This window comes from Rhizobium sp. BT-226 (assembly GCF_025847085.2).
Taxonomy (GTDB): Bacteria; Pseudomonadota; Alphaproteobacteria; order Rhizobiales; family Rhizobiaceae; genus Rhizobium; species Rhizobium sophorae.
This window is the reverse complement of record NZ_JAOYTI010000001.1, coordinates 637,272-659,373: the sequence shown is the minus strand read 5'-3', so window position 1 is coordinate 659,373 and position 22,102 is coordinate 637,272. Positions and strand designations below refer to the sequence as shown.

The 22,102-nt window shown below is 61.3% G+C and carries 20 protein-coding genes; 5 read left to right on the top strand and 15 right to left on the bottom strand.

The genetic code is table 11. The features are described 5' to 3' along the window. Positions 1-44 precede the first annotated feature (44 nt). From purS to OIU37_RS03460, 4 genes are all read right to left on the bottom strand, one after another. The gene (gene purS / locus OIU37_RS03475; protein WP_018072257.1) at positions 45-287 is read right to left on the bottom strand and encodes a phosphoribosylformylglycinamidine synthase subunit PurS; all 243 of its coding nucleotides are present in this window, start codon (positions 285-287) and stop codon (positions 45-47) included. A 15-nt stretch (positions 288-302) separates the two neighbouring features. Next, positions 303-1,067 carry a phosphoribosylaminoimidazolesuccinocarboxamide synthase gene (purC, locus tag OIU37_RS03470; protein ID WP_018242191.1) on the bottom strand — a complete coding sequence of 255 codons (765 nt, stop codon included), beginning with the start codon at positions 1,065-1,067 and terminating at the stop codon, positions 303-305. Between the two features lie 272 nt (positions 1,068-1,339). Further along, positions 1,340-3,631, bottom strand: coding sequence for an EAL domain-containing protein (locus OIU37_RS03465; RefSeq protein ID WP_264255712.1), 2,292 nt, complete (start codon positions 3,629-3,631; stop codon positions 1,340-1,342). A gap of 96 nt (positions 3,632-3,727) precedes the next feature. Next, positions 3,728-4,282: an alpha/beta hydrolase gene (locus OIU37_RS03460; protein WP_168311247.1), complete on the bottom strand. Its 555-nt coding sequence runs from the start codon at positions 4,280-4,282 to the stop codon at positions 3,728-3,730. Between the two features lie 175 nt (positions 4,283-4,457). Between OIU37_RS03460 and OIU37_RS03455 the strand changes: the two genes are divergently transcribed. Further along, positions 4,458-5,270, top strand: coding sequence for a DUF2189 domain-containing protein (locus OIU37_RS03455; RefSeq protein WP_264255709.1), 813 nt, complete (start codon positions 4,458-4,460; stop codon positions 5,268-5,270). A gap of 173 nt (positions 5,271-5,443) precedes the next feature. Continuing rightward, the gene (locus OIU37_RS03450; protein ID WP_264257444.1) at positions 5,444-5,932 is read left to right on the top strand and encodes a low affinity iron permease family protein; all 489 of its coding nucleotides are present in this window, start codon (positions 5,444-5,446) and stop codon (positions 5,930-5,932) included. 532 nt (positions 5,933-6,464) lie between these two features. Here the strand turns inward: OIU37_RS03450 and purB are convergent. The 5 genes from purB to OIU37_RS03425 all read right to left on the bottom strand — a co-directional run bounded on the left by purB (position 6,465) and on the right by OIU37_RS03425 (position 10,961). Continuing rightward, positions 6,465-7,772, bottom strand: coding sequence for an adenylosuccinate lyase (gene purB / locus OIU37_RS03445; RefSeq protein WP_180695027.1), 1,308 nt, complete (start codon positions 7,770-7,772; stop codon positions 6,465-6,467). 125 nt (positions 7,773-7,897) lie between these two features. Then, positions 7,898-8,383, bottom strand: coding sequence for a hypothetical protein (locus OIU37_RS03440; protein WP_180695028.1), 486 nt, complete (start codon positions 8,381-8,383; stop codon positions 7,898-7,900). 32 nt (positions 8,384-8,415) lie between these two features. Continuing rightward, on the bottom strand, positions 8,416-9,141 hold the full coding sequence (locus tag OIU37_RS03435) for a DUF2259 domain-containing protein (protein ID WP_240603201.1): 726 nt from the start codon (positions 9,139-9,141) through the stop codon (positions 8,416-8,418). Next, positions 9,138-9,815, bottom strand: coding sequence for a ribulose-phosphate 3-epimerase (gene rpe, locus OIU37_RS03430; protein ID WP_003559730.1), 678 nt, complete (start codon positions 9,813-9,815; stop codon positions 9,138-9,140). Before rpe ends, OIU37_RS03435 begins: the two co-directional genes overlap by 4 nt. A 63-nt stretch (positions 9,816-9,878) precedes the next feature. Then, complete coding sequence (locus OIU37_RS03425) at positions 9,879-10,961, bottom strand: ABC transporter substrate-binding protein (RefSeq protein WP_240603202.1); 1,083 nt, start codon at positions 10,959-10,961, stop codon at positions 9,879-9,881. Between the two features lie 181 nt (positions 10,962-11,142). Between OIU37_RS03425 and OIU37_RS03420 the strand changes: the two genes are divergently transcribed. Further along, complete coding sequence (locus tag OIU37_RS03420) at positions 11,143-11,637, top strand: flavin reductase (RefSeq protein ID WP_171602587.1); 495 nt, start codon at positions 11,143-11,145, stop codon at positions 11,635-11,637. Positions 11,638-11,673: 36 nt separating this feature from the next. Continuing rightward, positions 11,674-11,991 (top strand): TfoX/Sxy family protein, encoded by a 318-nt coding sequence (locus OIU37_RS03415; protein WP_003540033.1) that lies wholly within the window; start codon positions 11,674-11,676, stop codon positions 11,989-11,991. On the opposite strand, the gene OIU37_RS03410 is transcribed toward OIU37_RS03415, so the two are convergent. From OIU37_RS03410 to OIU37_RS03390, 5 genes are all read right to left on the bottom strand, one after another. Further along, positions 11,992-12,414 (bottom strand): NUDIX domain-containing protein, encoded by a 423-nt coding sequence (locus tag OIU37_RS03410; protein WP_240603203.1) that lies wholly within the window; start codon positions 12,412-12,414, stop codon positions 11,992-11,994. Positions 12,415-12,422: 8 nt separating this feature from the next. Next, complete coding sequence (locus OIU37_RS03405; RefSeq protein ID WP_171602585.1) at positions 12,423-13,988, bottom strand: DEAD/DEAH box helicase; 1,566 nt, start codon at positions 13,986-13,988, stop codon at positions 12,423-12,425. 138 nt (positions 13,989-14,126) lie between these two features. Then, entirely contained in the window at positions 14,127-15,446 is a 1,320-nt protein-coding gene (locus OIU37_RS03400) for a peptidoglycan DD-metalloendopeptidase family protein (protein WP_240603204.1), read from the bottom strand. A gap of 104 nt (positions 15,447-15,550) precedes the next feature. Continuing rightward, positions 15,551-16,378, bottom strand: coding sequence for a ferritin-like domain-containing protein (locus tag OIU37_RS03395; RefSeq protein WP_180695033.1), 828 nt, complete (start codon positions 16,376-16,378; stop codon positions 15,551-15,553). Beyond that, a complete protein-coding gene (locus tag OIU37_RS03390; protein ID WP_171602582.1) occupies positions 16,375-16,848 on the bottom strand; it encodes a peroxiredoxin in 474 nt (157 codons plus the stop codon). Before OIU37_RS03390 ends, OIU37_RS03395 begins: the two co-directional genes overlap by 4 nt. A gap of 124 nt (positions 16,849-16,972) precedes the next feature. On the opposite strand from OIU37_RS03390, the gene OIU37_RS03385 reads away from it, so the two are divergent. Beyond that, on the top strand, positions 16,973-20,377 hold the full coding sequence (locus OIU37_RS03385; RefSeq protein ID WP_264255692.1) for an AsmA-like C-terminal domain-containing protein: 3,405 nt from the start codon (positions 16,973-16,975) through the stop codon (positions 20,375-20,377). Positions 20,378-20,415: 38 nt separating this feature from the next. On the opposite strand, the gene OIU37_RS03380 is transcribed toward OIU37_RS03385, so the two are convergent. Further along, positions 20,416-22,077, bottom strand: a complete 1,662-nt coding sequence (locus OIU37_RS03380; protein WP_240603206.1) for an alpha-amylase family protein — start codon at positions 22,075-22,077, stop codon at positions 20,416-20,418. Positions 22,078-22,102 lie beyond the last annotated feature (25 nt).

Below are 22,102 nucleotides of genomic sequence, written 5' to 3'. Positions count from 1 at the left end.
GACGCCAAATCCTCAAAGTCCGCCAGACGACGGGTCTGTGATCATCAGTCGATCGCGATTGCGTAGTTCTCGATCACCGTGTTGGCGAGCAGTTTTTCGCACATGGCTTTGAGGTCGGCCTCGGCCTTGCCCTTGTCGGCGCCTTCCAGCTCCAGGTCGAAGACCTTGCCCTGGCGGATATGGCCGACGCCTGAGAAGCCGAGGGCGCCAAGCGCACCCTCGATAGCCTTGCCCTGCGGATCGAGAACGCCATTTTTCAGCGTGACGGTGACACGAGCCTTGATCACTTTGTCTTTCCTGCCTTACTTGACGAGAACCGGGCCGGTGCCGCGCACAGGCTCGTTTTCATTGATGATGCCGAGACGGCGCGCCACTTCGGAATAGGCTTCGAGCAACCCGCCGAGGTCGCGGCGGAAGCGGTCCTTGTCCATCTTCTCGTGGGTTTCGATATCCCAGAGCCGGCAGCTGTCCGGCGAGATTTCGTCGGCGAGGATGATGCGCATCATATCGCCTTCGAAGAGACGGCCGCATTCGATCTTGAAATCGACGAGCTGGATGCCGACGCCGAGGAAGAGGCCGGTCATGAAGTCGTTGACGCGGATGGCAAGCGCCATGATGTCATCGAGTTCGGCGGGGTTTGCCCAGCCGAAGGCTGTAATATGCTCTTCGGAAACCATCGGATCGTCGAGCGCGTCGGACTTGTAATAGAATTCGATGATCGAGCGCGGCAGCACGACGCCTTCGTCGATGCCGAGGCGCTTGGCGAGAGAACCGGCCGCGACATTGCGCACGACGATCTCCAGCGGGATCATCTCCACTTCCTTGATCAACTGCTCGCGCATGTTGAGCCGGCGGATGAAATGAGTGGGAATGCCGATCTTGTTCAGATGGCTAAAGATATACTCGGAAATGCGGTTGTTGAGGACGCCCTTGCCATCGATGACTTCGTGTTTTTTCTTGTTGAAGGCAGTGGCATCGTCCTTGAAGAACTGAATCAAAGTGCCCGGTTCCGGGCCTTCATACAGAATCTTTGCCTTGCCCTCGTAGATACGGCGGCGACGGTTCATCGTGGTCATTCTCTGTTGTTGGCGCTCTTGGGATAGCGCGAGTGGATCGATCTCGTGGCGTCCCCTTAAAGGAAAAGAGAGGGTTTCACAATCCGCCTGTCGCTCCTTCCCGGGTTTCGGATTCTCTTGGCCCCGGTTTCGGGTTTTCCCGGCCCTGGTTTCCAATTTTACGGAATACCGCCAAGAGAATCGAATGAATTCGCAAGACGAGTTTAGCGTCTTTTCCTCTACGGTGGAATGAAGGCAAAATGGCGGGGCGCTTTTGCAGGTTTTTATTTGGCGGCTCTGCTTCGCAGCGCGCGACGGAGCTGCGTCTGCAAGGCGCGAGCAGCGATTTGCCCGTGGCGCCAGCTTCCGGCGCGGATGAAGGAGGGGATCTGCATGGCCGGCATCGGCCGGGCGAGTGCGTAGCCCTGCAGCGTGTCACAGTCGAGTTCTTCGAGAATGCGGATATGATCCGCCGTCTCGACGCCCTCGGCGATGACGAGAATGTTCAGCGAGCGGCCGATATCGATGATCGAGCCGACGAGTTTGCGCTGCTCGGACGATTGCGGCAGCATGCGGATCAGTTCGCGGTCGATCTTCAGCGTTTTCGGGCTCAATCGCAGCAGGCTGACGATCGAGGCATGGCCGGTGCCGAAATCGTCGATCTGGATGTCGATGCCGAGCTTGCGCAGCTTTTTCAGGTTGGCGGCCACCGCCTCGTCGCAATCGTCGAGCGAGATCGATTCCAGCAACTCGAAGGAGATGGTGCCGGGCTCGATCTTCAGGGCCTGAAGCTTCTTGCCGAGATCGGGGTCGGCGAGCCGCCTGGCGGAGACATTGACCGATATCTTCGGGATCGACAGCCCGTCCTTGATCCAGACGTGGCGGTCGGCCAGCGCTCGCTCCAGGATCAAGGCGTCGATGGTCGAGACGACGTCGAGGTCTTCGGCGATGTCGAGAAAGCGGTCGGGCGTCAGCAGCCCGTGCACCGGGTGCTGCCAGCGGGCAAGCGTTTCAATGCCTACGACATCGAGCGTGCGGGCATCGAACTGCAGCTGATAGAAAGGCACGAATTCATCGCGCTCGAGGCCGATCAGGATCTCGTCGGCAAGGTGCTTGGCGGAGATGATGTCGCGGCGGGCAGCGGCCGAGAAGAATTCGAAGCGATTGCGGCCCAGGCCCTTGGCGCGATAAAGCGCGATATCGGCGTCGAGCAGCATTTGCTTGGCGTCGAGCGTCGGTCCGCTATCGATGGCGATTCCAATGCTGGCGCCGAAACGGCAATCGTGCCCCTCATATCTGACGGGTTTGCGCAATTCGCGGATAACACGTTCGGCAAGGCCGGCGATCTTCTTCGACGCTGGATCGACGGCGCAGAGGATGACGAATTCATCGCCGCCGATGCGGGCGACGAAATCGGCGGCGCGGACGGAATTTCTCAGCACGCTTGCGGCGTGCTGCAGCATGGCGTCGCCGGCCCGGTGACCGAGTGTGTCGTTGATCTGCTTGAAGCGGTCGAGATCGATATGCAGGATCGCCAGTGCCAGGCCCTTTGCCCGGCATTCGGCCGAGCGCTCGCCCAGCATCTTGTCGAGATAGCGGCGGTTCGGCAGGCCGGTGAGATAATCGTGCAGCGCCAGGTGCTCGATGCTCTCCTTGGCGGCTTCGAGCTCGCGGTTGCGCGCCTCGGCCAGATCCTTGGCGCGCTGCAGTTCGTTGCGGAGCGCGACTTCCTCGGTGACGTCCCAGTTGGCGCCAATCAGCTTGCGGTGGCCGTTGCCGTCGATGAAGAAGGCCGAGCGGGCGCGGATGACGCGTTCGGCGCCGTCGCCGCGGATGATGCGGTATTCCTGCTGGAAATCGCTTCCGCTTTCGACGCTGCGGTCGGACAAGCCAAGCACGCGCTCGCGGTCGTCGGGATGCAGGCTTTTCGCCCAGGCGTCGCTGCCGATCAGGCGTGAGGCGCCCTGCAGCCCGTAAATGGCGATGAGGCGGTCGTCCCATTCGACGCTATCACGCTCGATATCGGCCTCGAAGACGCCGATGCGGGAAACCTCCAGCGCCAAATCAAGCCGGCGCGACAAACGCGATAGTGTTTCCTCGGCTTCCTTGCGGGCGGTGATATCCGTATCCGTGCCGATGATGCGCGTCGGCACGCCGTTCTCGTCCCATTCGACGCAGGCGCCGCGACACTCGATCCAGACCCAGTGGCCGTCCTTGTGACGCTCGCGATATTCGAAGATCTGGTAATTTGGATCGCCGGCATTCTGCCGGTCGATTGCATGGACGACGAAATCGCGATCGTCGGGATGAACGAGCTGCAGCCAGGCCTCGTAATCGCCGTCGGCTTCCTCGTCGGGCGCCATGCCGCGGATGGTTTTCCACGTTGGCGAGTAATATTTCCGGTCGAGACGGTAGTTGTGATCCCATACGCCGAGGCCAGAGCCGACGAGCGCATAATTCCAGCGGCTCTCCCGCTCGGCCAGGTCGGAATCGTCGGTTGCCCCATTGCCGATGCCTGCTTCAGCCGCATCGCCATGCGGATCACCGGCCTCTGTATGGGCTTTCTTCACGGGCATTCTCGCTTATCTCACCTCGGCGCAGTCTGCTGTCATTCCATTAAGAAAGACTTAGAAAGCAGCTGCTCAACAAGCGAGATGGCGGCTTTTCCTCGATCAGGGGGAGAGCCGGCCGAGGAACTGGGCAAAGACCATGGTACCTTCGGGCCAGGGGCCGTGACCGGAATCGGCATTGATATGACCGGACTCGCCGGCATCGACGAGGAAGGAGCCCCAGCTGCTGGCAATATCGTCGGCATGGTCGTAGCTGCCGAAAGGATCGTTGCGGCTGGCCACCGTGATTGACGGGAAGGGCAGCGGATCGCGCGGATAGGGGCCGAAAGTCATCAGGTGCTTCGGGCGGATGTCGGGATTGGCGACATCGGGCGGGGCGACCAGGAAAGCGCCCGCCACGCGGTTGCGGAAATGCGGAATGGCGTGGATCACCGAGGGCACGCCCAGCGAATGGGCGACGAGGACGACCGGACGGGTCGAGGCGTTCACCTCCTCGGCGATGCGGGCGATCCAATCCTCGCGGACCGGCTTTGTCCATTCGGCCTGCTCGACCCGCCGCGCCGTGCTGAGTTTTGCCTCCCAGCGGCTCTGCCAATGGCTCGGGCCGGAGTTGGTGTAGCCGGGGATGATGAGGATATCTGCGTCTGAGGCTTTCATAGTGCCGCCGATGTGAGAAAGCTGGTCCAAGATGTCAAGAGGGGATGTCAAGCAAGAGAGCGACACGGGCGCTGAGATTTGTTATATTGCGCCAGTGCCGGTTGCGGATTTCGTGTCGGCTTGCCCGCCGATGCTTACCGCCGCCGACCAGGTCTCGGCTGAGGAGGAGAAAGCCATGGCGGCATTTCATGTCATGACGGGTGCCAGCGAAAGCTTCGCACGGCCCGTCGTCAATCGCATCGGTATCGCTGATGTCTTCGACGCGCTGAAGCGCGGATACGAGGATTTCATGGAGAAACCGTCCCACTATGTGTTCCTGTGCCTGATGTACCCGATCGCCGGCGTCTTCCTGACGCTGTGGACCTCGGGCGCCAATCTTTTGCCGATGGTCTTCCCGCTGATGGCAGGTTTCGTGCTGATCGGCCCGATCGCAGCGATTGGCCTCTATGAAATCAGCCGCCGTCGCGAGGCCGGCCTCGATCCGTCGTGGACGCATGCGCTTGATGTGCGCCATTCGCCGGCGCTACCGGCGATCGTGGCGGTCGGGCTGATGCTCTGCGGCCTCTTCGTCGTCTGGCTGGTGACGGCACAGACGCTCTACAGCAATCTGCTCGGCGAAGTGTTCCCGCGCAGCATGGCGGATTTCTTCCGCCAGGTCTTCGGCACGTCAGAGGGCATGCAGTTGATCATCTGGGGCAATCTCATCGGCTTCGTCTTTGCGCTCGTCGTGCTGGCGATGACCGTCATTACCTTTCCGCTGCTGCTCGACCGCGATGTCGGGGCGGTGGCAGCCGTCACGGCGTCGATCCGCGCCACGGTTCTCAATCCGGTGCCGGTGCTGCTCTGGGGCCTGATCGTCGCTGCGCTGCTCGTCATCGGCACGATCCCGGTCTTTGCCGGACTTGCGCTCGTCATCCCGATCCTCGGCCATGCGACCTGGCATCTCTATCGCAAGCTGATAGGGCGGGAAGGGGAAGTCACAGCATAACCACGGCTTCGCCTGCGGGGAATCACGGAGATCCCTCAGGGGAATCTCCGATCCTTAGGGGAATCTGAGATCCCTGGGGAACCTCGATCCTGGCTCGGAGTTTGTTCAGCCGAGAGCATGATGTCGTCGACATCATGCTCCGGAGACTTCGAGGGAGGATTCCAGAGGTGACGATGAAACATCTGTTCGCCCGCTTCGCAACAAAGGTATCGGAATGGGCGGGCAAACCCGTCATCTTCATCCTAGCACTGATCGCTGTCGTCATCTGGGCTGGGCTCGGGCCCTTTTTCGATTATTCGGAAACCTGGCAACTGGTCATCAATACCGGCACGACCATCGTCACTTTCCTGATGGTCTTCGTGCTGCAAAACGCCCAGACGCGCGACACCAGGGCGATCCAGGCCAAGCTCAACGAAATCATTCTGACCAGTCATGCCGAGAACCGTTTCATTGGTATCGAGAATCTCGACGAGGAAGAGTTGAAGCACCTCGACGAGCTGGTCGCCAAGGCCGCAAGGGGCAGGGGCGAGAGGGAGGCTTGCAGGACATCGGAGGCAGTCGAAGCAGCGAAGGCGGCGCCCTCCAAGAAGGCGGAGGCGCGCAAGAGCTCTGTGGCTGCCAAACTGCCGAAGCAAAAACAACGGCCGCTTGAGAAAAGCTAAACTATGAAATAGAATCGGCAATTATATTGAGTTCATTAAATCCAACTCCGTAGGGGAAAATGAACGACTCCTTTCTTAGAGAGCCGCAAGTCGAGCTGTTCTTTCAGGCTTATTTCATAGGAATGACATTAGGTCATTTGCCATTTTTCTTCGACGATATCGGCTTTGTCGCGTTTATCCCGAAGTTTATTGTTTCGCTGCCAATCGTCTTTGTATTGTTTATTTTTTATCGCGTTAGATACTGTGAAATAAATTCACGCCCATTTCTTTGGTCATCTATTATTTTTATAGTAACTTTGTTGCTGATTGTGGCGGTTTTCTTTTTGTTGTTAGGCGGAAGTATTCAGAGGATGACCTTGTTAGCTTTTCTCCTACTCATTTCTCTGCCTTCTGTCTTAGTCGCATGCCTCTACTTCCCAGTTATGATCAGGCTGCGACTGAGGAAAGCCGTCCGATAGATTCTTGATGGAGAGGGTCGCCGGCAGAAAAACGGCGCCTGCAAGCGCGCCGCTATATCGTTGATGCAGATCGCTCAGGCGTTGCCAAACACGCGTCGGAAGATCGTGTCGACATGCTTCGTATGATAGCCGAGATCAAACTTCTCCCGAATATCCTCCTCCGACAGCGCGGCGCGAACCTCGGCATCGGCAAGCAGCTCTTCCAGGAAATCCTTGCCCTGTTCCCAGACCTTCATGGCGTTGCGCTGGACGAGGCGGTAGGCATCCTCGCGGGAGGTGCCGGCCTGCGTCAGCGCCAGCAGAACGCGCTGGGAATGGACGAGGCCGCGGAACTTGTTGAGGTTCTTTTCCATGTTCTCGGGGTAGACGAGCAGCTTTTCGATGACGCCGGCCAGCCGCGACAGGGCGAAATCGAGCGTCACCGTGGCATCGGGGCCGATCATGCGCTCGACCGAGGAATGCGAGATATCGCGTTCATGCCAGAGGGCGACGTTTTCCATGGCCGGCATGGCGTAGGAGCGGACCATGCGGGCAAGGCCGGTCAGGTTTTCGGTCAGCACCGGGTTGCGCTTGTGCGGCATGGCCGAAGAGCCCTTCTGGCCGGGCGAGAAATATTCCTCGGCTTCCAGCACTTCGGTGCGCTGCAGGTGGCGGATTTCCGTTGCCAGCCGTTCGATCGAGGAGGCGACGACGCCGAGGGTGGCGAAATACATGGCGTGGCGGTCACGCGGGATGACCTGGGTCGAAACCGGCTCGGCCTTCAGGCCCAGCGCCTCGGCGACGTGTTCCTCAACGCGCGGATCGATATTGGCGAAGGTGCCGACAGCGCCCGATATGGCGCAGGTCGCGACTTCCTCGCGGGCGGCGACGAGGCGCTGGCGGCAGCGCTCGAATTCGGCATAGGCAAGCGCCAGCTTGACGCCGAAGGTGGTGGGCTCGGCGTGGATGCCGTGCGAGCGGCCGATGGTGACGGTGTCCTTGTGTTCGAAGGCGCGGCTTTTCAGCGCCGCGAGCAGACGGTCGAGATCGGCGATGAGGATATCGGTGGCGCGTACCAGCTGGACGTTGAAGCAGGTATCGAGCACGTCAGACGAAGTCATGCCCTGGTGGACGAAGCGCGCATCCGGGCCGACGATCTCGGCGAGATGGGTGAGGAAGGCGATGACATCATGCTTGGTGACGGCCTCGATCTCATCGATGCGGTCGACGTCGAAGGTGGCGTTGCCGCCCTTTTCCCAGATCGTCTTTGCCGCCGATTTCGGGATGACGCCGAGTTCGGCCAGCGCGTCACAGGCATGCGCCTCGATCTCGAACCAGATGCGAAACTTGGTTTCGGGAGACCAGATGGCGACCATTTCGGTCCGGGAATAACGCGGGATCATGGGTGGCTGCCTTCACTTCAAGAGGTTTGTCGACGTTTTGTTTTTGCGCAATTCCGGACGCAAAACCGCTGCACACTTTTGCTGGAATTGCTTTAGCGCCCCTGTAGCAAAGAAGGGCGGCAATCTCAACGCATGCGTTTGGCAAGATGATAGCTGCTTGCGACAAGACAGACGAGGCCGAGCGGCAGGAAGAGGCGCAGGCCGATCACCAGGAACTGATAGACTGCGCTGATACTGGTGAAGACGAACTGGAAGGCCCAGACGATGCTGCCGAAGGGCGCGTGCCAGCGCGAATAGAACATCCGGTATTCCATGGCGAAGAGGAAGGCGGTCATCAGGATCGTGGCCGCTGTCAGCGTCACGAAAAAAGCGGCAAAACGCGTTTCCAGCGGCCTGTCATAGGCCAGGAAGCGGGCAACCGGCAGGGCGAAGGGCCAGGCGAACAGGCCGCCGGCGAAATAGAGTGCGGCGATCTCGGCGAGGCGGCTCGTCTGCAGGCCGTTGCGCAGGTAAAGGCCGAGCATGGCGGCGGCGAGCATCTGCATGCCCCAAAGCAACGCGCCGGCGATCAGATCGGGATAGGGCGGTCGTGCAGCTCTTAGACGATCCATCCTGGGGCGATCCGTCCTCGGACGATCCATGTTCAGGGATGAACCGGAACGGCGATCCAGCGTCCGTTCCTGTCGGCATCGAAGGCGAGGACGAGGGCGATGTGAACCTGGTTTCCGCCTTCCGGCTGATAGACCACGGCGCCGCCGATCCGGTATTCGACCGAACATACACGCTCGGCCGGAACTGCGGTGGCCTGGCGCGCCGCCTGCCGGTTCGGAGCGCCTTCCTTCTCAATCATCTGCAGGCTGAAACCGATAACGCGCTTGTCGACCGCCGTGCAGTCCTTTGGCGTCGGCACCGGCATCTCGCCGAGCGACAGCGTATAAGGCGCTTTCGGCGGACCGTCGGTTGCAAGCGTCGTGTAGCGAAGCGTCTTCGATGGTGAGCCAAGCTCGGTCGGCGGATTGAAGGCGGCAATCAGGCCGGGATTGGTGAGGAGATCGTATTTGTCCATCTGGCTGCGTGCCGCCGTCAGGTTCTGCCGCCGCGCCTTGGAGAGATTGGCGTCCTTGTCGGTCAGCTCGGTATGGAAGGGCGTGCCCTCGAGATAGTGGCCGTCTTCGGTATCGATGAAATAAGTGTTGGAGTAGGGAAGGTTGCCGCTCTCCTCGATGCCGAATTCCTGAAATCCGAAGACCTTGCCGTCGGCGGAAAAACCGATCGGCTGGATATTGGCGATGTCGCCGGCAAGCGACAGGCCGGGCAGGCTGGCAAATGCGACGGCAAGCATGCCACCGATAATCAGACGTTTCTTCATGCTCGTGCCCCTTCGGCTGCCTGACGCAGATCGGCGACGGTCCGGCGATAATCCTCGACCGTATCGCCCTTGAAAATTGCCGAGCCGGCGACGAGGACGTTGCCGCCCGCCCGCGCGATATCAGGCGCCGTTTCCACGGTGACGCCGCCATCGACCTCGAGTTCGATCGGCCGATCACCGATCAGTGACTTTGCCGCCGCGATCTTCTTCGCCATCGCCGGAATGAATTTCTGTCCGCCGAAGCCGGGATTGACCGACATGATCAGGATGAGATCGACATCGTCGAGCACGTTCTCGATGGCGCTGAGCGGTGTCGCCGGATTGATCGTCACCCCGACCTTCTTGCCGAGATTGCGGATGGTCTGCAGCGAGCGATGCAGATGCGGTCCGGCTTCGGCATGGACGGTGATACGGTCGCAGCCGGCCTTGGCGAAGGCTTCGAGATAGTCGTCGACCGGCGAGATCATCAGGTGGCAGTCGAAGGTGGCTGATGTATAGGAGCGCAGCGACTTGATGACATCGGGGCCGAAGGAGATGTTCGGCACGAAATGCCCGTCCATCACGTCGAGATGGATCCAGTCGGCGCCGGCGGCCGTCACGTCGCGCACCTCCTCGCCGAGCCTGGCGAAATCCGCTGCGAGGATCGAGGGTGCAATGCGAATGGGCAGCGTCATCAAATTATACTCCGTATGGGGCTCCATCTGTCCACGGCGCCCGAATTCAAGGCTGATGCCCGCTCATTGCGTCGGCGCGGCAGGTGGAAAAAAGCCGTTGCTCCGCCATTCGAGCAGGCGGTAGGGGTTTTGCGAAAGTTCATGCGCGCCGGTGAAGCCGACGGCGCCGATCGGCGTCTGGAATGTCGTGCCGACAAGCGTCTCTTGCAGAGGTTTGCCCGCTGCGGCGGCGGCTTCTCCCGCCTGGCCGGCAATGAGGGCGGCGGCCAGCGACGGCAGGACATAACCTTCCGGCTCGATGCCTTTGGCGCGCAGCGCGTCGGCCGCAGCCGTGCCTTCCGGCAGGATAGCATATTCTGGCAGGGCGACGGCGCGCACGCCGGCATCAAGCGGCAGCGGCTGATCGGCAGCGCGCATGGCATCGCCGCCCAGGATGGACAACTGGATGTTCTCGGCCTTGGCGTCGCGGGCGATGACGGCGACGTCGTTGCGGTCGCCGCCGATGAAGACCCTGGTGGCGCCGGCCCGTTTCAGGCGGCGGACGAGGGCGATCTGCTGCTCCTGTCCCGGCCGGTAGGTGTCGGTAAAGACCGGCTTCAGGCCGTTCTGCTCCAGCGCGTTGCGCACCGCTTCGGTCAGTTCGCGGCCATGAATGGTGCCGTCCTCGATCAGGGCGATCGGATCGGCGGCCCAGTCTTTCAGGATCACCTCGATGACCCTTGCCGCCTCGGCGCCGTCGGCGGGCGCCGCCCGGAAGAGCGGCCAGCCGTTCTTCAGCGCATCCTCCATCAGGATGCGGGAGCGCACGGAGACGGTGATCGCCGGAATATTGGCGTCCTTCAGTTTCGGCAGCGCGCCTTCCAGCGTCTCGCTGCAGAGAAAGCCGACCGCGACCTGCACCTTGGCATTGACAAGCGCATCGGCGACCGCGGCACCATTATTGTCCTCGCAGGTCTCGTTGATGGCGACGAGGGTATTTCCGGACTGTTGGATCTCGAAACCGGCGCCGGCGGCAATCTGGGCGCCGAGCAGAGAGAGGGGGCCGTTTTGAGGGGCGACGACACCGATCGTCACGCCGGCCGCATGGCTTTCAGCCGCCGCTCCCAGCAGCGCCAGAAAAGCTGCTATGCCACGCAGGTTGATCATGAAAGGCGGAGATCCCTAGCCATCGTCCTTGCCCTTTTATCCGCAAGGCCGCGATCGTCAAAGAAAAACAAGCGCAACACAGCGCTTTTCACCGGTCCTATTGTAGAAAAGGTAACCGATGCTCGCCATATTGGCGCGATAACAAGTCGATCCAGACAGAATAAGCCTACGGGAGAAGCAGGTGTTGAACAGGCAGCATATCGACCCCGGCCTTTATCGCGATGCCATGAGCCGCTATGCCGGCCATGTGCAACTCGTGACGACGGCGATGGGCGAGCTGCGCCGCGGCGTCACCATCACCGCCGCCTGCTCGGTCTCGGACAATCCGGCCTCGGTGCTGATCTGCCTCAACAACACCAATCCGAAGAACGAGATCTTCTTCCGTAGCGGCATCTTCGTGCTCAACACGCTTGGCGCTCATCACCAGGCCGTTGCCGACGCTTTCTCCGGGCGCACCGCGCTTACCAATGACGACCGCTTCGCCAGCGCCCGTTTCGACACACTCGTCACCGGCGCGCCGGTTCTCTTCGATGCGCTCGCCGCCTTCGATTGCCGGGTGACCGACATCAAGGAAATGCCGACGCACAATGTCGTCTTCGGCGAGGTCGCGGCTGTCCGCTTCAGCGAAAAACACCCGGCGCTCATCTATATGGACCGGGATTATCACGCGCTGTGATGTGAGCGGCGACAGGGATTTCAAGGGAATAAGAGCATGGACAATGCCGGCATCGAGGAAATGTTTCAGGGGCTCGGCCCCGTCACGGTCAAGCGCATGTTCGGCGGCAAGGGCATCTATCATCTCGGGCGCATCATCGCGCTCGAAGTGCGCGACGAGATGCTGCTGAAAGCCGACGAGACAAGCGCTCCGGAGTTTGCCGCTGCCGGCGCCACGCAATGGACCTATGAGGGCAAAAAGGGCAAGCCGGTAAAAATGCCCTACTGGTCGATCCCCGACGAGGCCTACGACGATCCCGATCTGATGGCGAAATGGGTGCGGCTTGCCTATGAGGCGTCGCTTCGCGCCGAATGACTAGCCGCGTTCGGCAGTCGGCAATGCTGCTATGGCAGCCTTGGTGAAGGCCGACAGTGGCTCGGGCAGATCCGTCAGGGGAAACCAGCCGAAATCCGAGAGCTTGTCCGGTTCGGTCAGTTGAGGCTCGCCCTCGACATCGCGGGCGAGATAGAGAATTGAGATCCAGTGTTGGCGGTCGGCATCGATGATCTGTTCGGTCATGCCGATTCGCTCGATGCGGCCGATCGTCAGGCCGGTTTCCTCCGCGGCCTCACGACGCGCGGCTTCCTCAGCCGGCTCCATGTGATCGACCTTGCCGCCGACGATATTCCAATAGCCGGCTTCAGGTGGACGCATGCGTTTGTAAAGAAGGATCCTGGCGTCGCGCAGAATCACAAGGCCGACGCCGAAGCCCGGAAAATCGAGACCGGGCTTACCCATGGCAATGCTCAGACCTTGGCGCTGCCGGCGATCAGCATGAAGGCGGGAATGTCGTCGCCGAAGCCGACCGGAGTTGGGCCGTCGTCGTGATCGCGATGACGGCGGCGGTCGCGGCTGTCGTCGTTTGCCGGGTAGGGCCGACTGTTGCGCGCATTGTTCTGCGGCTTCTGCTCTGCTTTGCGCTCGTTCTTCACGATGTCGGCCTTTACTGGTGCTGCTTCGATCACGTCGACGCCATTATCCTGTATGTCGTTATCAGATTTATGACTCGCGGCGGCGCGATTGCCGCGTCCGCGTCCACGATCCTTGTCGCCATTCTCTCTCGGCGCACGATCTCGGCCTGCACCGTCTCTGGCGCCACGCTCGCGGCTATTGCGGCGCGGGCGTTCGCTGTCCCGGCTGTCTTCTGCCGGCGGCGGCAGCGACGTCAGGTCACCGCTCAGCCATTCGACCTTTTCCCCGATCAGCTTCTCGATGGCATCGATGAACTTAGTGTCGCGCTTGGTGACGAGAGTGAAGGCGGCACCCGAGCGGCCGGCACGGCCGGTGCGGCCGATGCGGTGGACGTAATCCTCGGAATGGATCGGTACGTCGAAATTGAAGACGTGGCTGACATCAGGGATATCGAGGCCGCGGGCGGCGACGTCGGAAGCGACCAGAAGCTGGAGATTGCCGTCACGGAAGCTCTGCAGCGTCATCGTGCGGGAGCGCTGGTCCATGTCACCATGCAGGGCGCCGACCGAGAAGCCGTGACGCTCGAGCGACCGGAAGAGATCGGCGACATCCTTCTTGCGGTTGCAGAAGACGATGGCGTTCTTGAGTTCGGTCTGGGCGCGGACGAGTTCGCGCAAAACGGCGCGCTTTTCGTAATCCTTGCCGTGCGAAGCGACGAAACGCTGCGTCACGGTCGCTGCGGCGGAAGCCGGCTTTGCAACCTCGATACGTTCGGGATTCTGCAGGAAGCGGTCGGCGAGCTTCTGGATCTCCGACGGCATGGTTGCCGAGAAGAACAGCGTCTGGCGGGTGAACGGGATCATCTTGGCGATGCGTTCGATATCCGGGATGAAACCCATGTCGAGCATGCGGTCGGCCTCGTCGATGACGAGGATCTCGACGCCGCTCATCAGGAGCTTGCCACGCTCGAAATGGTCGAGAAGGCGGCCGGGGGTGCAGATCAGCACGTCGGCGCCGCGTTCGAGCTTGCGGTCCTGGTCCTCGAAGGAAACGCCGCCGATCAGAAGGGCGACGTTAAGGCGGTGGTTCTTGCCGTATTTCTCGAAATTCTCGGCGACCTGGGCGGCGAGTTCGCGCGTCGGCTCGAGAATCAGTGTGCGGGGCATGCGCGCACGCGCACGGCCCTTTTCGAGAAGCGACAGCATTGGCAGCACGAAGGATGCCGTCTTGCCAGTGCCGGTCTGCGCGATGCCGCAAATATCGCGGCGCTCAAGCGCAAACGGGATGGCTCCCGCCTGAATGGGCGTGGGGATCGTGTAGCCCGCATCCGTAACAGCGGATAGCACTTTTTGGCTCAAGCCAAGGTCAGCAAATGTCGTCAAAGGGAAAACTGTTTCCATTCCGTTCGGCCGAGCTCTGAACGAGTCGGCGGGATTGCATGCCGCAATGCAGCGCGACATAGCCCCGAATGGCCGGCAAGTCAAGAAATAGAGACGCCGCACCCATTGCAGAGTGAAGCGTTGGTTACCGGGCAGGAGTTACTTGATATAGGTGGCGAGTTTAAGGCCAGCATTCATGAAATATACTGGATCGACGGCATGGCCATCCTGGCGCACTTCATAATGCAGGTGCGTGCCCGTCGAGCGGCCGGTGCTGCCGGCAAGGCCGATGACGTCGTTGCGGTCGACGGTGTCGCCGACCTTGACCAGAACCTCCGACATATGCCCGTAACGCGTCGAGATGCCGTTGCCATGATCGACCTCGACCATGTTGCCGTAGCCGCCGGTCCAGCCGGCCGAAACCACCTTGCCGGGCGCCGCCGGGCGGATCCTTTCGCCCGGCGAAAAGCGAAAGTCGATGCCGGAATGGAGCGCGAGGCGGCCGAGGAAGGGATCACGGCGATTGCCGAAGGGGCTGGTCACTTCCTTGCCGATAGCGGGATTGCGGAAGGGCAGGGATTCGGCAGTGCTGCGCACGGCTTCGAGCCGGGTCAACGCACCGTCGAGCGCTGCCAGCGAATTGTTGAAGCCGTCGTTGCTTTCTGGCTCGATATAGGGGCCACCGACGGAATCGTCATCGTCTTTCCTGGCAGCGGTCTCGGGCATCGGAATCTTGAAGCGGGTCAGCACGGTCTCGATGGCGTTGGCGGCATTGCCGGCATCGCTCGTCAACTGTTCGACACGGCTGCGCTGATCCTGTTCGACATCTTTAAGGGACAGCGTCACCTTGGAGAAGATGCGGTCGGCGCGGTCGCCGACCGTGTCAGTGGCCGGCACATAGGCAAGCGTCGAATTGTCGGGCGTCGCATCGGCGGGCGCGCCGCTCGCCAGCTGTTTCTCGATCGCCTCGATGCCGCCACGGTTAAGCGAAGCGCGCTTATCCTTGACATCGGGTGCATAGGACTGAACGGGCGAAGACGGCGTAGGCGGGGCGCCGTCCTTTTCCGTCAGGCCGGAGCTTTCGGCCCGGTCGAGCAGATTATCGAGTTTGCCATGGCGCGAGGTCAGCGCCATCTGCTGCTCCATCAGCTTGTCGACCTTGTCTTCCACCACCTGCTGGTCGAGAAGCTGGCGGGAGGTGATGCGGTCGACCTGCGCGCGAAGGGCGGCGATGCGGTCTTCATAATCGTGCTGCATGCGGGCCTGGCGGGCCATCGTGGCGCCGATCAGGTCGTCGCGCAGCACCAGATAGGACGTGGCGAGGAGATAGCCGATCGAGAAGACGCCGACGAAGCAGAAGGCAAGTGCTGCCATCCATGGCCGGACCGTCATATGGCGGACCTTGTCGCCGCTGGCGAGGATGAGGATATGTTCCTTCGCCCGCCTGCCGAATACCCGGTGCTGATGTCCGCTGTTCACGCAGGCTCTCCCGATTGATGCTCTACGCCTCTTTCGGAAATTAGACACCGTTATGGTTAATGAATGCTTTCGTTGTTGTCGTCACATCATAAATTTCAGTGACTTCAAGCGTAGCTGATCGATGCGAGCGAGCGGTAGAAAGACGGCGTCAGTCCGGCTTCGGCGCGGGCAAGGTCGTTGAAGGGCGGCTTCAGCGGTCCGCGGAAATTGGCGCGCACCAACTCCTGGAAGGCCTTTGCCGGGTCGCGCTTCTCGCGGGCGCAGAGGAAGCGGAACCATTTGGCGCCGACGGCGACATGGCCTTTCTCGTCATTGTAGATGACGTCGAGCACCGCTGCACTTTCGAGATCGCCTGTCTGGCGCATCTTCGCCTGCAGTGACGGCGTGACGTCGAGGCCGCGGGCTTCCAGAATCAGCGGCACGACGGCGAGCCTTGCCGTCAGATCGTTGCGCGTCGAATGGGCGGCCTGCCAGAGCCCGTCATGGGCGGGCAGATCGCCATAATCGGCGCCGAGATCGTTGAGCCTGGCGCGCACCATGCGGAAATGTTTCGCCTCCTCGAAGGCGACCAGCATCCAGCCGTCGAAAAAGGAATTCGGCACCTGCTCGGTTGCGAATCGCGCGACGATATCGAGCGCCAGATCGACGGCATTGAGCTCGATATGGGCGATGGCATGGAGCAGGGCGATCCGCCCTTTGAGGGTATGCAGCGAGCGCTTCTCCACCTGGGTCGGCGGCGTCAGCACCGGTTTATCAGGACGGCCGGGCCTGTCGGGCAGGGCCGCATCGAGCGGCGAGCGCAGCGACACCCGGCGGGCGAACCAGCGGGTGGCGCTTTCCTGCGCAAGTGCTGTCTTGCGGTCGAGATCGGCAGAAGAGATCGCATCGATGGCACCTCCGCGCAGCGAGCTTATCGTGAGATCCCCGGTCACGCCGCCAGGTTCCTCACGGCCTCGAGCACGGTTTCGGCATGGCCTTGCACCTTCACCTTCTGCCAGATGGTGGCGATTGTGCCGTCCTGGCGGATCAGGAAGGTGGTACGCTCGACACCCATGAAGTTGCGGCCGTACATGCTCTTTTCCTTCCAGACGCCATAGGCCTGCAGCGTCGTCTTTTCCTCGTCCGAGGCAAGCGCCACCGAAAGACGGTGCTTCTTGATGAACTTGTCATGGCAGGCGGCCGAATCGGGCGACATGCCGATGACTGCGGCACCGGCCGCTTCGAACTCGGCTGCTAACGCGGTGAAAGCCAGTGATTCGGCGGTGCAGCCCGTCGTGTCGTCCTTAGGATAGAAGAACAATACGAGCGGCTTGCCGTGGAATTCGGCCAGCGAAACGCGGCCGCCGCCGTCGCGGGGAAGGTTGAAATCAGGGGCCGTGGCGCCGATGCCGGGAACCGCCATTGGGAAAACCTTTCTTTTGCCGGGTTTGTGGATGACACTTTCTCTCCCCGAATTATATAGTGGACGGATACCCGTCCAGCATGGCCGGGTTCAATTCTTCACTAAAGGGAGAGCCCGAGGGCGCATGTCAGCCATCCGCGGCGAAAAGGTCACGTTTCGCAAGAAGGATATCGTTGCGCTGGACCGCTTGCCGTCCGCCCAGGCCGAGGATCCGATCATCGTCCATTGCCCGCCGCCGCGTTCGCCGATGCGGCGCACGGCGAAGCTGACCTCAGGATTTCTGGGGCTGATCCTTGTTATTCTGGCCGGCATCATTTTCACCGTCGAGAGCGGCATGTTCGACAAGCCGCTGTCGCAACAGGCGCAGGCGGCGCTGAATGGGGTAGCTGGACCGCGTTATCGCGCCGAGGTCGGTTCCACCGTCATCCGCTTCACCTCGGATTTCCGGCTGGCACTGGAAGCGCGCAACGTCAACATGATCGACCAGGAGAGTGGCCAGCACCTGTCGACGACGGGTTCGGTGCGCCTGGGGCTCGATCCGCTGCAGCTTTTCCGCGGCCGCATCGCCGTCGCGGACATCGAAGCGGAGGATATCGCGCTCGATACCGCGCTTCTGCCCTCCGGCAATGCCGTCAAGCTCGACGATCTGCGCATCGACGCCATGCCTGCGGCGATGGAGAAGTTCTTCTCGCAGTTCGACATGTTCGACAGCATCGTGACCCGCGGCTCGACCAATTCTGTGCGCATCTCCGGCATCGACATCAAGCTTGCCGATACCGCCAACGGTCCGCTGTCGCTCGTCATCGACAATCTCGTCTTTGCCCATGCCGGCCCGTCCTCGCTGCAATTGACCGGCGAAGTCGCGCTGAACGGCGAAGTGGCGGAGCTCGACGTGCTGGCCGAGAAGGAAGATGGCCACGTGTCGAAGGTCGTGGCGACGCTCAAGCATGCCGACCTCACCCCTTTTGCGCTGAAACGCAACGATCAGGGCGTGATCCGGCAAGGACTCAGCGCCTTTGCCGATCTGACAGCGTCGGCCACCCGAGCGCGTGATGGCGTGCAGCCGGCGCTTACGGCGACGATCGAGATCGATCCCGGCCAGATCTATGCGGACGGCGATCCGCAGGAACTGTCGGGCGGGCAAATCAACCTCGTCTACGATTTCTCCAAGCAGACACTCGAGATCGCCCGGTCGAACGCCCGGTTCGGCGCGACCACGCTTCCCATCAATGGCGCGTTGATCGATCTCGACAAGCTCGACCCGCAGGCAGGAAAAGGCTTCGGCATCGACCTGCTCGTCAGCGGCGGCACGGCAGCCCCCGGCGGCTCCGGCGAGCAGCCACTCTCCTTCGACATCCAGGCGACCGGGCGCTACATGGTCGCCGGCCGCGAATTCCAGTTTCCCAACATGACCGTTTCCAGCCCGCTCGGCGCGCTCTACGGTTCACTTGATATCAAGCTCGGCGACAAATCGCCGGAAATCAGCTTCGCCGGCCAGTCGGCGCAGCTGCAGACGACGGCGATCAAGCAGCTCTGGCCGTTCTGGATGGCGCCCAAGGTGCGCACCTGGGTGCATGGCAATCTCTTCGGTGGCACCGTCACCAACGCCACAATATCCGTCTTCATTCCTTTCGGCAGGTTGGACGAGGCAGCCGGCGGCAAGGGATTGAAGCTCGACGCCAACCAGATCCGCATCGGCTTCGACATTGCGGAGGCGCGGATGAACGTCGCCGGCGACATTCCGCCGATCCGCGACACGTCGGCGCATTTCGACCTGACCGGTCCGGTTGCGACGATCGCGATCAAGAGCGGTACCTCCTACTTCCCCTCCGGCCGGTCGGTCGGTTTAGGGCAGGGGACGTTCATCCTGCCCGCCACTTACGATAAACCGCTGATGGCCGATATCGATCTCGCGGTCTCCGGAGCGGCGGACGCCGTCGGCGAGCTTCTGACCTACCGGCCGATCCGGGTGCTGCAGCGCGCCGGCTTTACGCCCGACGATCTCAAGGGTCGGATCGAGGCGAATGTGAAGGCGCATTTCGGCCTGCTCTCCTCGCAAAACCCGCCGCCGGCCGAATGGACGGCGGCAATGAAGCTCACCGATATCGATCTTGCCAAGCCGTTTTCCGGTCGGATGATCAGCAATCTCGACGGCACGCTGAACGGCAATCCGAAGCGGATCACGCTCGACGCCAAGGCCCAGATCGACGGCGTCCCGGCCGATATCGAACTTACCGAACCGGTCGAGGCAGCCGATGCAGCGGCCAGGCAGCGGGTGATCACCGCGACGCTTTCCGAGGACCAGCGCAACAAGCTGATACCCGGGCTTTCCGGCATCGTCGGCGGCAGCGTGAAGATGGTGCTGACGCGGATCGACGACGATCGGCAGGATGTCCAGCTCGACCTTACCAAGTCGCTGCTGGAACTCCCTTGGATCGGCTGGTCGAAGGGCAGCGGCATTGCCGCCACCGCCGAATTCGAAACATCAGGCCCGGCCGACAATACTCAGATCAAGAACTTCCGGCTGAAGGGCGATGGTTTCGGCGCCAACGGATCGCTGAACATCGGCAAGGGCGGGCTGATCTCGGCCGATTTCGACAGCGTCAAGCTCTCGTCGCTCGACGATTTCGCCCTGTCGGTGAAGCGCAGCAAAGGCAATTTCGACGTCTCGGTCTCCGGCGACAGCGCCGATGCGCGGCCGGTCATTGCGCGGTTGAAAGCGGGCTCCGACGGCGATGGTGATGGTGATGGTGATGGCGGCAACACCGGCGTATCGGTGCGCGCCAGACTGAAAAACGTCATCGGCTTCAACGACGAGAAGGTCGGCAATTTTCAGGCGCAAATATCACTGCGCGGCGACAAGCTGCAGGCACTCAATTTTTCCGCCGTTACCGACAGCGGCGAGGCCGTGGTCAGCCAGATGAAGGACGGCGGCGTCATCAACATCACCAGCGGCGATGCCGGCGCGGTATCGCGTTTCGCCGATCTCTACCAGCACATGCAGGGCGGCCTGCTCAATCTGGCGATCCGGCTTTCGGCGGAGGGCGGCTGGGACGGCTCGCTCGACGTGCGCCGCTTCGCGATCGTCAACGAACAACGCCTGCGCTCGATCGTCTCGACACCGGTCGGAAATGAGCAGCGCAGTCTCAACGAGGCGGTCAAGCGCGACATCGATACTTCGTCGCAGCGCTTCCAGCGCGGCTTTGCCCGCGTCGTCTCGCGCAATGGCATGGTCGGCATCGAGAACGGCGTGCTGCGCGGCGACCAGATCGGCGCAACCTTCCAGGGCATCGTGCGCGACCGCAAGGGCAACATGGACATGACCGGCACCTTCATGCCAGCCTACGGCCTCAACCGCCTCTTCGCCGAATTGCCATTGATCGGCGTCATCCTCGGCAATGGCAGCGACCGCGGCCTGATCGGCATTACCTTCAAGCTGACAGGCAAGTTCGACCAGCCGAACCTGCAGATCAATCCGCTGTCGATCATCGCGCCTGGTGTTTTCCGGCAGATTTTTGAGTTTCAGTGAGGGGAAGCGGTCACGGCAGAGGCCGTGCCGAGAAGTACTTAAATCTCCGTCCGCCTGAGGAGATAGTCGAGGCCGCCGACGCGATACCAGCGATAGCCGTATGCATCGAGCATGACGGTATGAAATCCTTTCTCGTCTGCCTTGCTGCTCGCGCCATCGGCGATATCGATCAATTGTCGGCCGTCTTCGCCTCTATCGGGATCAAAGGTCACTTCCGTCGGCTGCGCATGCAGATTGTGCAGGATCAACACGGAATTGCCACGCCAGTCATAACGAAGCGCCAGCACGCCGTCATTCCCGGTGTCGATCACGGAGAAGTCGCCCCAGCCGATTTCAGGGGCCTCCTTGCGCATCCGGATCATCCGCTCGGTCCAGTTCAGCAAGGAATTGGGATCGCGCCGCTGTTCGGCAACATTCACATGCTGGAAACCGTAGGGACCATCCTTGATGACCGGCAAGATGGGCTTTTTGCTTTTGGTGAATCCGCCTTCCGGCTCCGTCGACCATTGCATCGGCGTGCGTGCGCAATTGCGTTCCGGCAGGCCTAGATCGTCGCCCATGCCGATTTCGTCGCCGTAGCGGATGACGGGCGTTCCAGGCAACGAAAACAACAGGCTGTAGGCCATTTCGATCCTGCGGTGGTCGCCGCCGAGCATCGGCGCCAGGCGGCGGCGAATGCCCCTGTCGTAAAGCTGCATGTCCTTTTCAGCTCCGAAGGCCGCAAATACCGCGCCGCGTTGCTTTTCCGTCAGCCGGCCGAGATCCAGTTCATCGTGGTTGCGGAGGAAGAGGCCCCATTGGGCGGTCGCCGGGCGCGGTTTCGTGGCCTCCATGGCCTTCTTGAGCGGCCGCGTATCGGCGCTGGCGAAAGCGTAAAACAGCGCCTGATTGACCTGAAAATTGAACATCATCTGCATGCGGTCGCCATCATCGCCGAAATATTCGAAATTGTCCTTCGGCAGGATATTGGCCTCAGCCAGTATGATGGAATCGCCCAGGCGCCACTGCAGGAATTCGCGAAACTTCCGCAGCATATCGAACTGTTCGACAGGCTTGGTAACGTCGGCGCCTTTCGTTGCGATGATGAACGGGGCGGCATCCATCCTGAAGCCGGAGACTCCGAGCTGGATCCAGAAGCCCATGATCTTGAGGATTTCCGCCTGCACCTCGGGGTTTGACGTATTGAGATCGGGCTGATGATCGTAGAAGCGGTGAAAATAATAGGCCTTCGCCTTGTCGTCATAGGTCCAGGTCGTCTTCTGCACGCCGGGGAAGACCATGCCCTGATCGGCATTCGCCGGCTTTTTCTCCGACCAGACATACCAGTCGCGATAGCGCGAGCGCGGATCGCTCCTGGCGTCCTGGAACCAGGGATGGTCCTTGGATGTGTGGTTGATCACCAGATCGATCAGCACCCGGATACCGCGCTGCTTGGCGCCATGGGTGAATTCGACGAAATCGCCGAGCGAGCCATAGCGCGGGTCGACATTGTAATAATCGGAGACGTCGTAACCGTCGTCGCGACCGGGCGACGCCTGAAACGGCATGAGCCAGATCGCCGTCACGCCGAGGCCGGAGAGATAATCGAGGCGCCGCATCAGACCCTGAAAATCACCGACGCCGTCACCGTTCGCATCCATGAAGGTCTCGACGGAGAGGCAGTAGATGACAGCGTTCTTATACCAGAGGTCGTTGATCATGCCGGGGCTCCAATCCAATCTGGTC

Coding starts and splice junctions, on each gene's coding strand:
- purC (WP_018242191.1), bottom strand. CDS start 1,067: ATGAACCGTCGCCGCCGTATCTACGAGGGCAAGGCAAAGATTCTGTAT.
- OIU37_RS03465 (WP_264255712.1), bottom strand. CDS start 3,631: ATGCCCGTGAAGAAAGCCCATACAGAGGCCGGTGATCCGCATGGCGAT.
- OIU37_RS03460 (WP_168311247.1), bottom strand. CDS start 4,282: ATGAAAGCCTCAGACGCAGATATCCTCATCATCCCCGGCTACACCAAC.
- OIU37_RS03455 (WP_264255709.1), top strand. CDS start 4,458: ATGGCGGCATTTCATGTCATGACGGGTGCCAGCGAAAGCTTCGCACGG.
- OIU37_RS03450 (WP_264257444.1), top strand. CDS start 5,444: ATGAAACATCTGTTCGCCCGCTTCGCAACAAAGGTATCGGAATGGGCG.
- purB (WP_180695027.1), bottom strand. CDS start 7,772: ATGATCCCGCGTTATTCCCGGACCGAAATGGTCGCCATCTGGTCTCCC.
- OIU37_RS03440 (WP_180695028.1), bottom strand. CDS start 8,383: ATGGATCGTCTAAGAGCTGCACGACCGCCCTATCCCGATCTGATCGCC.
- OIU37_RS03435 (WP_240603201.1), bottom strand. CDS start 9,141: ATGAAGAAACGTCTGATTATCGGTGGCATGCTTGCCGTCGCATTTGCC.
- rpe (WP_003559730.1), bottom strand. CDS start 9,815: ATGACGCTGCCCATTCGCATTGCACCCTCGATCCTCGCAGCGGATTTC.
- OIU37_RS03425 (WP_240603202.1), bottom strand. CDS start 10,961: ATGATCAACCTGCGTGGCATAGCAGCTTTTCTGGCGCTGCTGGGAGCG.
- OIU37_RS03415 (WP_003540033.1), top strand. CDS start 11,674: ATGGACAATGCCGGCATCGAGGAAATGTTTCAGGGGCTCGGCCCCGTC.
- OIU37_RS03410 (WP_240603203.1), bottom strand. CDS start 12,414: ATGGGTAAGCCCGGTCTCGATTTTCCGGGCTTCGGCGTCGGCCTTGTG.
- OIU37_RS03405 (WP_171602585.1), bottom strand. CDS start 13,988: ATGGAAACAGTTTTCCCTTTGACGACATTTGCTGACCTTGGCTTGAGC.
- OIU37_RS03390 (WP_171602582.1), bottom strand. CDS start 16,848: ATGGCGGTTCCCGGCATCGGCGCCACGGCCCCTGATTTCAACCTTCCC.
- OIU37_RS03385 (WP_264255692.1), top strand. CDS start 16,973: ATGTCAGCCATCCGCGGCGAAAAGGTCACGTTTCGCAAGAAGGATATC.
- OIU37_RS03380 (WP_240603206.1), bottom strand. CDS start 22,077: ATGATCAACGACCTCTGGTATAAGAACGCTGTCATCTACTGCCTCTCC.